The organism is Streptomyces sp. NPDC060184 (assembly GCF_042728795.1).
Taxonomy (GTDB): domain Bacteria; phylum Actinomycetota; class Actinomycetes; order Streptomycetales; family Streptomycetaceae; genus Streptomyces.
On record NZ_JBHWYX010000002.1, the window covers coordinates 282,537 to 293,333 of the forward strand.

The 10,797-nt window shown below is 70.5% G+C and carries 9 protein-coding genes, 1 tRNA gene and 1 pseudogene; 7 read left to right on the plus strand and 4 right to left on the minus strand.

What is annotated here, in order from left to right; translation table 11 throughout:
* Positions 1–32: 32 nt before the first annotated feature.
* Complete coding sequence (locus ACFWEE_RS02930; RefSeq protein WP_386885783.1) at positions 33–458, minus strand: RidA family protein; 426 nt, start codon at positions 456–458, stop codon at positions 33–35.
* Between the two features lie 719 nt (positions 459–1,177).
* Here ACFWEE_RS02930 and ACFWEE_RS02935 point away from each other — a divergent pair.
* Positions 1,178–1,999, plus strand: coding sequence for a DUF3800 domain-containing protein (locus tag ACFWEE_RS02935; RefSeq protein ID WP_386885785.1), 822 nt, complete (start codon positions 1,178–1,180; stop codon positions 1,997–1,999).
* A 485-nt stretch (positions 2,000–2,484) separates the two neighbouring features.
* Here the strand turns inward: ACFWEE_RS02935 and ACFWEE_RS02940 are convergent.
* Positions 2,485–2,559: transfer RNA gene (locus ACFWEE_RS02940), tRNA-Thr, on the minus strand.
* A gap of 212 nt (positions 2,560–2,771) precedes the next feature.
* On the opposite strand from ACFWEE_RS02940, the gene ACFWEE_RS02945 reads away from it, so the two are divergent.
* The 3 genes from ACFWEE_RS02945 to ACFWEE_RS02955 all read left to right on the plus strand — a co-directional run bounded on the left by ACFWEE_RS02945 (position 2,772) and on the right by ACFWEE_RS02955 (position 5,456).
* On the plus strand, positions 2,772–3,908 hold the full coding sequence (locus ACFWEE_RS02945) for an ABC transporter ATP-binding protein (RefSeq protein ID WP_386885787.1): 1,137 nt from the start codon (positions 2,772–2,774) through the stop codon (positions 3,906–3,908).
* Between the two features lie 317 nt (positions 3,909–4,225).
* Entirely contained in the window at positions 4,226–4,639 is a 414-nt protein-coding gene (locus ACFWEE_RS02950) for a hypothetical protein (protein WP_327176517.1), read from the plus strand.
* 100 nt (positions 4,640–4,739) lie between these two features.
* Positions 4,740–5,456, plus strand: a complete 717-nt coding sequence (locus ACFWEE_RS02955; protein WP_386885836.1) for an NDP-sugar synthase — start codon at positions 4,740–4,742, stop codon at positions 5,454–5,456.
* Positions 5,457–5,539: 83 nt separating this feature from the next.
* On the opposite strand, the gene ACFWEE_RS02960 is transcribed toward ACFWEE_RS02955, so the two are convergent.
* Both ACFWEE_RS02960 and ACFWEE_RS02965 read right to left on the minus strand, forming a co-directional pair.
* Positions 5,540–7,189: a DoxX family membrane protein gene (locus tag ACFWEE_RS02960; RefSeq protein ID WP_386885789.1), complete on the minus strand. Its 1,650-nt coding sequence runs from the start codon at positions 7,187–7,189 to the stop codon at positions 5,540–5,542.
* 156 nt (positions 7,190–7,345) lie between these two features.
* Positions 7,346–8,389: a dTDP-glucose 4,6-dehydratase gene (locus tag ACFWEE_RS02965; RefSeq protein ID WP_386885791.1), complete on the minus strand. Its 1,044-nt coding sequence runs from the start codon at positions 8,387–8,389 to the stop codon at positions 7,346–7,348.
* 251 nt (positions 8,390–8,640) lie between these two features.
* Here ACFWEE_RS02965 and ACFWEE_RS02970 point away from each other — a divergent pair, with 251 nt between their 5' ends.
* The 3 genes and pseudogenes from ACFWEE_RS02970 to cysD form a co-directional block, all read left to right on the plus strand.
* The gene (locus ACFWEE_RS02970) at positions 8,641–9,417 is read left to right on the plus strand and encodes a sulfotransferase family protein (protein ID WP_386885793.1); all 777 of its coding nucleotides are present in this window, start codon (positions 8,641–8,643) and stop codon (positions 9,415–9,417) included.
* Positions 9,399–9,947 (plus strand): annotated as a pseudogene (gene cysC, locus ACFWEE_RS02975) (adenylyl-sulfate kinase); the annotation flags it as partial. The gene ACFWEE_RS02970 and the pseudogene cysC, both read left to right, overlap by 19 nt.
* Positions 9,948–10,096: 149 nt before the next feature.
* Positions 10,097–10,797: sulfate adenylyltransferase subunit CysD (cysD, locus tag ACFWEE_RS02980; protein WP_386885795.1), on the plus strand; the 701-nt coding region annotated here is incomplete at its 3' end.

Consider the following 10,797-nt stretch of genomic DNA (forward strand, 5'->3'; position numbering starts at 1 on the left):
GCAAGCGGTCGGGGCGGGGCGGGAGCCGCCCCCTACCGCCGCACGCGGTCGCTCGGGATCACCGCGAACGCCTCGACCTCCATGACCAGTTCGGGCCGGTACAGGGCGACCACCTGCACCGCCGAGCTGGCGGGCCGGCGCTCCACGTCGACGTAGAGGTCGCGCACGGCGCGGACGGCGGGCAGGTGCGCGACATCGGTGACGAAGTACGTCAGCTTGACGACGTCCGCGAACGTTCCCCCGGCCGCCGCGAGGCAGCGGTCCAGGTTCGCGAAGACCTGCCGCGCCTGCGCGTCGGCGTCACCGGGGCCGACGACCTCCCCCGCCTCGTCCAGAGCGACCTGGCCGGAGATCGCGACCCACTGTCCGGTGCCGGTGACGACGTGCGTGTAGCCCACGGCGGGCAGGACTCCCTCCGGGGCGGCGATGTGCGTGAGGTGCGTGTTCGTATCGTTCATACCGGAATCCTCCCCGAAGCGTGACGCTCCGTCGCACCGCCCCCATGACTCCCCTCCCCCCGAGAGGGATCGGGCCACGCGGGCCGGGGCGATTCGTGCGATGCCGACCGAGCCATCAGGCGAAGGCCGGCCGCGCGGCAGTTCGACGACACACCTCGAAAGCAGTCGCCCCCGGCGTCTGCGCTCCGGCCGGCCTGCCCGGCCCCTGAGCCCCGGGGCGGGGAGGGGGGAAGACGGCCCACCAGCACTCCTACCGAGTGCGCGCGGAGATCCGGCCGACCGCCCGCCTGGGACGCAGCCATCGGCTGAGCGATCAACTCGCACTCCCGCGATCCGCACCCAGAACGTCCGACATCGCGCGCCCATCCAGCAAGGACAATCCATGGCAGCTGTACCCAAAGGAACCCAAAAGACGTCTGCGAACGCGCAAATTCGGCAAGACAACGACGAACTTCTTTGACGGATGGACCAGCTGAGGTCGAACCCGCAGGTCAGGGGCCTGCCGAGTGCCCCAATGCTGCACTGGGAGCGCCCTCAGCACGAAGCTGTCCACAGAATTGAGTGAGTTCTCCACAGGTTTTCCGGCATGACCAACAGCCCCTGTGGATGGCCGCGTAGCCATGTCCGGCTTGCAGTGCCACCATTCTTCAGATGTATGCGCCGCCGTTCCTGACCAACGGTCGACCGTACAACCGTCGTCACGCAGGAGTGGAGAGCCCGTGGTACACCCGGCATTGGAGGTTGCCCTGCCGGTGCAGGGTCGGCATCAGTCGACTGTTCGTCGACTGCATGCGTTCATCGACGAAGCTGGCGTTCGCTCGCACAAACCCAAGGCGAGTGATCACTTCATCCTCTCCGCGGTCATCATTGCCGAGGAGGATCTCCCTGAGGCTCGCGAATTCCTCGCCCGCCTGCGAAAGGATTTCGGCCGGCTCCCGGGAGACACTCTCCACTGGCAGAAGTTCAAACACGAGGAGCGGGTGCACGCCGCGCGCCAGCTCGGGGAGCAGAAGTGGGCAACCATTTCCACCGTCGTGGTCGCAAAGCGTCTACTGCCTGTCGAGACCCGCATCCTCAACGAGGACGAGGCGTACCTCCTCACGGTTCGATACCTGCTTGAGCGACTCTCCTGGTTCGCCCGGGACGCCGGAGCGAATCTCAGCTATACCCTCGCGCACATTGTCCGGATGGAGGTCGCGAAGCTCCGCGCCTTCGAAGCGGTACTCCACGAAGAAGGACCGGAGACCTGCCGCATCGAATGGTCCGCGCTGGACCCTCGCGGCGGACGGATCGAGCAGCCGAAGCGCATCGAGATGCTTCAACTTGCCGACATTGCAGCTTCTGCCACCTACAAGGCTTTCGACACCGACAAGTTCGGCAACACCGAGCGTCGCTATCTCGAGTACTTGCAGCCCCGGCTCTACCACCGGGTGGGGTCGTCCTTGACCTCCTACGGCCTCAAGATGCACCCGTGGAACGAAACCACAAAGGCCGCCTACCAGTGGGTAAGCGGCCTCGGGCTGCACGTCAGCCGGCTGTAACCGCGGTGAGCGGGTGCCGCCGAATTCGGTGGCAGACGACTGTCCGTGCGTGGTTCCCACTGTAGAGCCAGGCACTGACAAGTCAATCGTGCCTACTGCCGAGCACCGCCCCGCTCGGCATACCCCGCCCCGCACCGCCTTGCCCACCCAGACCGAGACATGCCTCATGAGCCGGACTCCGCCCTCCCACTCGAGGGAACGCGGCGGGGCGACACCTTCCGACGACGGAGACGCCGGCACTCAGCGCGTGCGCACGGCGGTGTCGTGAGAGGACGGAACCGCAGGAGCCGTCCACCTTGACGCCCAGCCCCTTGAGTCGGACGTGCACCCGTCCGTCTGCCTACACCGCGACGGGGACGATGGTGACGGGATGCGCGACGGGGTCGCGGCTCCGAGTGCCCAGCCGCTTCACGGACGACCGCCACCCCCGGCAGCCGAAACGAGAAGCCCAGGTCAGACAACATCCGACCTGGGCTGTTTCACCGAGCCCCCTGTCGGATTCGAACCGACGACCTACGCATTACAAGTGCGTTGCTCTGGCCGGACTGAGCTAAGGAGGCGAGCGCCGGTGCGGGCCCTGCGCGGGCCCGGCGCGTGCCCGTGCAGTGTAACCAATGCGGCGTGTGTCCAGGACGTGAAATTCACGTGGCCTGGACTACAGACAGATCGGAAAACGCCAGGTAGCGTCGCACCGGGTTCACCCGAGTGGACCAGATCACTCCGTTACTCGGATCGTCCGGCACGTTCCTGCCGGTGAAGGAGAAGCATCCGCATGGCCAGTGTCACGTTCGACAAGGCGTCCCGCATCTACCCCGGCTCCACGAAGCCCGCGGTGGACCAGCTCGAGATCGACATCGCGGACGGCGAGTTCCTCGTCCTCGTCGGTCCCTCCGGTTGTGGCAAGTCGACCTCCCTGCGCATGCTCGCGGGTCTCGAGGACGTCAACGCCGGCGCCATCCGCATCGGTGACCGCGACGTCACGCACCTGCCGCCGAAGGACCGGGACATCGCCATGGTGTTCCAGAACTACGCGCTGTACCCGCACATGACCGTCGCGGACAACATGGGCTTCGCGCTCAAGATCGCCGGTGTGAACAAGACCGACATCCGGGCGAAGGTCGAAGAGGCCGCCAAGATGCTGGACCTCACCGACTACCTGGACCGCAAGCCGAAGGCGCTCTCCGGTGGTCAGCGTCAGCGTGTCGCGATGGGCCGCGCCATCGTGCGTGAGCCGCAGGTCTTCCTCATGGACGAGCCGCTGTCGAACCTCGACGCCAAGCTCCGTGTCTCCACCCGTACGCAGATCGCCTCGCTGCAGCGCCGCCTCGGCATCACGACCGTGTACGTCACGCACGACCAGGTCGAGGCCCTCACCATGGGCGACCGCGTCGCGGTCCTCAAGGACGGTCTGCTCCAGCAGGTCGACTCCCCGCGCAACATGTACGACCGCCCGGCGAACCTCTTCGTCGCCGGCTTCATCGGCTCCCCCGCGATGAACCTGGTCGAGGTCCCGATCACCGACGGTGGCGTGAAGTTCGGCAACAGCGTCGTCCCGGTCTCCCGCGAGGCGCTCACCGCCGCCGCGAACCGCGGTGACACCACCGTCACGGTCGGCATCCGCCCGGAGCACTTCGACATCGTCGAGCACGGCGGCGCCGCCGCGACCGGCCTCTCCAAGGCCTCCTCCGACGCCCCGGCCGGCCTCGCCGTCTCGGTCAACGTGGTCGAGGAGCTCGGCGCCGACGGCTTCGTCTACGGCGCTGCCGAGGTCGGCGGCCAGCACAAGGACCTCGTGGTCCGCGTCGGCGGCCGTGCCGTCCCGGAGAAGGGCACGAAGCTGCACGTCGTCCCGCGCCCGGACGAGCTGCACGTCTTCGCGACCTCGACCGGCGAGCGCCTCACCGCCTGATCGACACGACGTGGTCGGCGCTGCCTGATCGACACGACGTGATCGGCGCCGCCTGATCGACATCGCGTGACCGACGGTCCCGTCTCCTTCCGAGGAGCCGGGACCGTCGTCGTACACGGACCCTGCGCACCCGACGGCGCCGCGCACGCCGCCCCGGCAGGTTTGAGGTACGGGACCGGCACGAGCGGCCAATACCGGCCCCAGTCGGGGCAATTCCCCCTCCCCCGTCAACCTCCGATTCGAAAAATGCGCTCGAACTCTCCCCCGCGAGAGTGACGGAAGGTCGTCGAATCGTCACGGACCGCTACGCTCGCTGCGTGACCCACACCGCGCGCCGAATCGGCCGTACTCTCGCCTTCGTCCTGCCCGTCGTCATGGTCCTGTCCGGGACGCTCGCGGTCACCCGCGTGCCGTGGTCGGCGCCGAACACGGACACCCAGCTGCTTACCACCGCCTCGGCGACCGTGTCGCAGAAGGCCAAGCCCCTCGCGCCGCAGGACATCCTGCGCGAGAAGCTGCTCGTCGAACTCAAGGAGAAGGACCCGGGCGTCGCCCTGACGGACCTTCAGCGCGCCGTGGAGCAGAAGCCTTCACTGGCCCGCCACTGCATGTCGATCGCCAAGGCGCTCGGCAAGGCGGCCGTCGAGCAGTACGGCCCGACGCGCGCGCACCGCTTCTCCCGGCCGGTCTGCGACACGTCGTTCGCCTCCGGCGTCGCGCAGTTCAGCTGACCGCGGTCCGGTCGACCCGCGGTCCGGATGGCCCGCGGCTCGGCGGACCCGCAGTTCGGCCGAACACCACCGGCAGGCACGGCATATCGTGCCTGCCATGCTGCATACGTATCCGACGCAGGCCGTGGTCCTGGCCGGTGGTCAGGGGTCGCGACTGCGCCCGTACACCGATGACCGTCCCAAGCCGATGGTCGAGATCCCGGGCACCGGGACCCCGATCATCGGCCATCAGCTTTCCTGGCTGGCCGCCGAGGGCGTCACCGACGTCGTGATCTCCTGCGGCCATCTCGCCGAGGTGCTCCAGGAGTGGCTGGATTCGGCCGTCCTCCCGCTGAACGTGACGACGGTCGTCGAGAACGAGCCCCTGGGGCGTGGCGGTGGGCTGAAGTACGCCGCCGCCCGGCTGCCCGATCCGGAGCAGCCCTGGTACGCCACGAACGGCGACATCTGGACCCGCTTCTCGCTGCGCGAGATGGCCGCGTTCCACGCGGAGCGCGATGCCACCGCCACCCTCGCCCTGGCCCGGCCGCGCATTCCGTGGGGTGCCGTGGAGACGGACGCGTTCGGGCACATCACCGACTTCATCGAGTCGCCGCCGTCCCCGTACCTGATCAACGCCGGTGTGTACGTGTTCTCGCCGGCCTTCACGGGGCTGCTGCCCGACCGGGGCGACCACGAGCGGACCACCTTCCCGCGGCTGGCCCGCGAGCGCCTGCTCGCCGGGTACCCGCTGCCGCAGGGCGCGTACTGGCGGGCGATCGACACGGCGAAGGACCTGACCGAGGCCGCCAAGGAACTCGGCGCGCAGCCCGGCTGAGACACGGAGCCGATCCCCCGCACCCAGCAAGAGGTCCCACCGGAACGTCCGGTGGGACCTCTTCCGCATGACTGCCCTGCCGCTCAGCCGAGGAGGCCGCCCAGCGGGTTCCGGCCGCCGCCGGAGGTCGAGTCGGTGGAGCCGGTGCCGCCGTCGGACGGGTCCGAGGTGTCCCCGCCGGTGGCGCCGCCTCCGTCGCCGCCGGTGGTGGCACCGGCGGAGGACGGGCCGGAGGAGCTGGCGGACGGGGGTGCCTGCGGAGACGTCTCCTGCCGCGGGGGCTCCTGGACGGTGCCCTGCGTCGCGCTGGGCTCGGCGGCCGTACCGGTGGTGGCCTGTCCGGCGGTGGCCCCGGTGCTCGGGGTGGTGCGCTCGGCGGGCGGGGTCTGCGGGGCGACGGAGCGGGACGGTACGGGGGTGTGCTCCGGGACCGTCTTCTTCGGCGCCTTGGGCTTCTCCGGGGTCTCTTCCGGGAGCGGCATGCCGGGCAGCTGGTTGGTCGGCTTCTCGTCCGGGCCCGGTACGGTCACGACCTGGGTGGACCGGACCGCACCGCCCAGCACCGAGCCGACGAGCAGCGTGAGTCCGACGATCACGCTCGCCAGGACCGAGCCGCGCCGCAGCACCCGGCTGCGGAGCTCCCACAGCTCGGAGCGCGGGCCGAGCCGGCGCCACGCCTCCCCGGCCAGGCGGGCGTCGACCGAGTAGACCGGGGCGCCCGCGATGACGAGCGGGCTCCAGGCGGCGAGGAAGATGATGTCGGGGGCGTCGTAGACGGCGACGGTGTGCCAGCTGACCGTGACCAGCAGCGCGGCGGAGAGCAGCGCGCCGAAGGCGGCGGCGACCCGCTGCCAGAGGCCGAGGACGGTGAGCACACCGACGACGACCTGCAGGAAGGCGACGGTGAGGCCCGCGCCGACCGGATGCTGGAGGGCGGCCTCGCGCAGCGGTTCGGCCGCCGCCCACGGGTGGAGCGAGTTGAGCCACTTGACCATGGAGCCGCGTTCGCCGCCGTCGAAGAAGACGGGGTCGCAGAGCTTGCCCATGCCCGCGTAGATGGAGATGAAGCCGAGGAACACGCGGAGCGGGAAGAGGACGACACCGAGGTTCATCCGGCGGCCCGGGTAGTAGGCGTGCCGGACGGAGTCGCCGGAGGTCCGCCGGTCGCGGGCCTCGGCGCCCTCGTCCGGGTCGTCCTCGTACCCGTCGCCGAACTGCTCGTCGCCGAACGCGGTGGCGCCGTAGCGGTCGTTGCCGAACTTCTCGTCGTACCGGTCGAAGCCGTCGTACGCGGGGCCGGTGCCGTCGTACGCGCCGACCGCCTGCCGCATGGGCGGCAGGAGCGGGCCGCCGCCCGCGCGCTGCGAGGTGGGCAGCACCGGGTTGGGCTGCGTCTCGTCCAGGCGCGGGATGAGCTGGGTGGCACCGGAGGGGGCGTGGCCGGTGGAGGAGTTGCGTACGGCCTGGAGCAGGCCCGACGCCCCCGGGTCGCCCGGCTCCGACCTCCCGCTCCAGACGACCGGGGCCCGCCTGCGCCCCCCGGCTCCGCTCATCGCCGGGACGCGTGCGGCACCGACCGGAGCCGGACCCCGCAGCCGTGTGCGCTGGCCCGGGGGAAGCTGCACCCGGAAGCTGGCGTGGTTGACGATGACCTGCGCGGGGTCGCTGTCCACCTTGGTCATGCTCAGGGCGGGTTGATCGTCGAACCGAGGCGTTCTGGTGTCCACACTCATCTAACCGAGTGACGTGACGTTAGGACACTGCCTTGACCTCGTCTCTGTGTCCGAGAACCGTCAACACCTCGTGCGGGGTGCACCGTTCCGGTTCACCGCGTGCCCCAAATGCCCCGTGCGTCCCTGTACGGCCGGTGCCGCGCCGCACCGTACCGGTCAGGAGGTGAGCGGCTCCCACCAGGCACGGTTCTCCCGGTACCAGGCGGTGGTCTCGGCGAGCGCCTCGGGGAGCGCGCGGCGCGGTCGGTAGCCCAGTTCCGTACGGGCCCGCGACCAGACGGCACCGGTCGCGGAGACCTCTTCGGTACGGGTGGCGGGGCGGCCCGCCGGGAGGGCGCCGCACAGCTCCGCCAGGAGCCCGGCGAGCTGGTCCTCGCTCAGTTCCGCCCCGCCGCCGAGGTTGTAGGTGCGGCCGGGGCGGCCACGGGTCCGGGCGAGTTCGATGCCCCGGCAGTGGTCCTCGACGTGCAGCCAGTCACGCACCCGGGCGCCCCCGCCCGCGCCCCCTTCCCCGCGCACCGTGTCGAGCCCGCCCATCAGCCGGGTGACCAGGGACGGCACGGTGTGCTCGGGGAACTGGTGCGGGCCGTACGTCCCGGCGGCCCGTACCACGCGGACGTCCAGGCCGTGGGTGCGGTGGTGGGCCAGCGCGATCAGGTCGGCGGACGCCTTCGACGCGGAGTACGGGGAGTCGGGGGCGAGCAGGGCCTCCTCGGCGCGGGGGCCCGCGCCCCCGGGGCCGTACACCTCGTCGGTGGAGACGTGCACGAAGGTGCGGACCCCGCCGCGCAGGGCGGCCTCCGCGAGGGTCTGCGTACCGAGCACGTTGGTCGCCACGAAGACCGCCGTACCGTCCACCGACCGGTCCACCTGCGTCTCGGCCGCGAAGTGCACGATCCCGTCGTGCCGGGCGGCCAGCCGGGCGGTCACCTCCGGATCGCAGACGTCCCCGTGCACGAACCCGAACCGCGGATCGGCGAGCACGGTCGTGAGGTTGGTCAGGGTGCCCGCGTGGGTCAGCTTGTCCAGCACGGTCACGGTCACGTCGCGGGGACCGTCGGGGCCGAGGAGGTGGCGCACGTACGCCGAGCCGACGAATCCCGCTCCACCGGTGACGAGGAGACGGGTCGGCCCGGCGGAGGTCCGGCGCCCGCCACCGGCCGTCGGCACCGGGCTTCCCGGCGCGTTCCGGAAATTCATTCCTGGAATTATCTCTCTCCGCACGGAGGCGACCGTAACACAGCCCGGTTTCTCATCAATCTCTCAGCAAGATCTCACCACCGGCACAGTTTCGAATCACGCCCATTTCATGAACCCGTAATAAAACTCGGGGTACGCAGTGCGGAATGCCGCATCCACGAGGAGGTACGAACCGAATGCTCCAGCACGACCCACGGGTGAGGGCGGCCGGCCGCCGGGCCCGCCGGACGTTGCGCGCCCTGAGGAACCGCGTGGGCGCGGCGACCACCCGACGACCGGCACCCGCGAGGCCCGCTCCCCGGGGAGCGCGGCTGGTTCCGGACCCCGTCTTCGTCATCTCCTCGGTGCGCTCGGGCTCCACCCTGCTGCGGGTGCTGCTCAACAGCCACCCCTCGGTGCGCGCCCCCCACGAGATGCATCTGCGCACCCTGGAGGTGCGGCTGCAGAAGGCGTACAGCGAGAAGGCGATGGACAAGCTCGGCCTCGACCGGGCCGAACTCGAACATCTGCTCTGGGACCGGGTGCTCCACCGCGAGCTGGTCCACAGCGGCAAGGACGTCATCGTCGACAAGACGCCCGGCAACGCCCTCATCTGGCGGCGCCTCCACGAGGCCTGGCCCGACGCCCGGTTCGTCTTCCTGCTGCGCCACCCGGCCTCGATGGTGACCTCGCTCGTCAACGGCCGCCCCGACCGCGACCTGGAAGCGACCGTCTCCGAGGTGAAGACGTACGTGGACGCCGTCCACGAGGCGCGCGCCGCGCTGCCGGGCCTCACCGTGCGGTACGAGGAATTGACGGAGGACCCCGCCGGCGTCACCAAGAAAATCTGCGAATTCATCGGTGTCGAATGGACCCCGGAAATGCTGAATTACGGAAAGCAGGACCACGGTCCTTTCCAGGCATTCATCGGGGACTGGAGCGACAACATCAAGTCCGGCACAATCCAGCAGGCCCGCCCGCTGCCCTCCGCCGAAGAAGTCCCCGCACGTCTGCGCGAGATCTCCCGCGCCTGGGGGTACCCGTGCTGAGCCCCTGCCGCATCCCCTCCGGCGGCGCCACCGTGTGGCTGACCGGCCTGCCCAGCTCCGGCAAGAGCACCCTGGCGCGCGCGGTCGAGGAGCGGCTGCGCGCGGCGGGCCGACGGGTCGAGGTACTGGACGGCGACGAGATCCGTACGTTCCTCTCGGCCGGGCTCGGCTTCTCCCGCGAGGACCGGAACACCAACGTGCAGCGCATCGGGCTGGTCGCCGAGGTCCTCGCCCGCAACGGCGTCGTCGCGCTCGTCCCCGTCATCGCCCCCTACGCCGACAGCCGCGAGGCGGTCCGCGCCCGGCACGCGAAGAGCGGCACCCGCTATCTGGAGGTCCATGTCGCGACCCCGGTGGAGGTCTGCTCGGTACGCGACGTGAAGGGGCTGTACGCCCGGCAGGCGGCGGGCGAGATCAGCGGGCTCACGGGGGTGGACGACCCGTACGAGGCGCCCGGATCGCCCGATCTGCGGATCGCCGCCCACCGCCGGACCGTGGCCGAATCGGCCCGGGCCGTCCTGGACCTGCTCGACGGACCGCCCGGCGGACCGGCGGACGGACCGCTCGACGGACCGCGCGACCGACCGCGCGACGGGCTGCCGCACCGACCGCTCGAAGAACCGCTCGACCGACCGGAGGGCCCTGGCGCCCCGGTCCCGCACGACGGGGAGGACCCCGCATGAACCACACCCTCACGGCCCCCGCGGCCCCGACGGCCCGCCGCGCGCGGGCGGCCGGCACGGCCCCGGTCCGCTCGCACCTGGACTCGCTGGAGTCGGAGGCGGTGCACATCTTCCGCGAGGTGGCGGGGGAGTTCGAGCGGCCGGTGATCCTCTTCTCCGGCGGCAAGGACTCCATCGTGATGCTCCACCTCGCGCTGAAGGCCTTCGCCCCCGCACCGATCCCCTTCACCCTCCTGCACGTCGACACCGGCCACAACTTCCCCGAAGTCCTCGACTACCGCGACCGCACCGTCGCCGCCCACGGACTGCGCCTGCACATCGCCTCCGTCCAGGACTACATCGACGCCGGAACCCTGCGCGAACGCCCCGACGGCACCCGCAACCCCCTCCAGACCCTCCCCCTCACCGAAGCCATCCAGCAGCACCGCTTCGACGCCGTCTTCGGCGGCGGACGCCGCGACGAGGAGAGGGCCCGCGCCAAGGAACGCGTCTTCTCCCTCCGCGACGAGTTCTCCCAATGGGACCCCCGCCGCCAACGCCCCGAACTCTGGCAGCTCTACAACGGCCGCCACGCCCCCGGCGAACACGTCCGCGTCTTCCCGATCTCCAACTGGACCGAACTCGACGTCTGGCAGTACATCCAACGCGAACACATCCAGCTCCCCGAGATCTACTTCGCCCACCACCGCGACGTCTT